Here is a 203-nt window from a genome sequence, read left to right on the forward strand (position 1 = left end):
ACCATCTGCTCAAGATGGCGTTCTTAGAACTAAAAAAATACAGAGAAACCAGCAAGGATAGCGTTCGCAAGCCGTGGTTGGAGTTTTTCGGGAATAAACCCTTTACCCAGCAACCCGAGCGAGCCATCAGTCAGGCAGATCAACTGCTAGACTACAAAAGCTGGTCCGAGGAGGACAGGAAGATGTTTAGTCAACTACGTATG

General features: G+C 47.3%; 1 pseudogene. It reads left to right on the top strand.

What is annotated here, in order from left to right:
* A pseudogene (locus ADI86_RS01145) lies at window positions 1-203 on the top strand (hypothetical protein); the annotation flags it as partial.

The sequence above is a fragment of the Streptococcus pseudopneumoniae genome (genome assembly GCF_001074975.1).
GTDB lineage: Bacteria > Bacillota > Bacilli > Lactobacillales > Streptococcaceae > Streptococcus > Streptococcus pseudopneumoniae_D.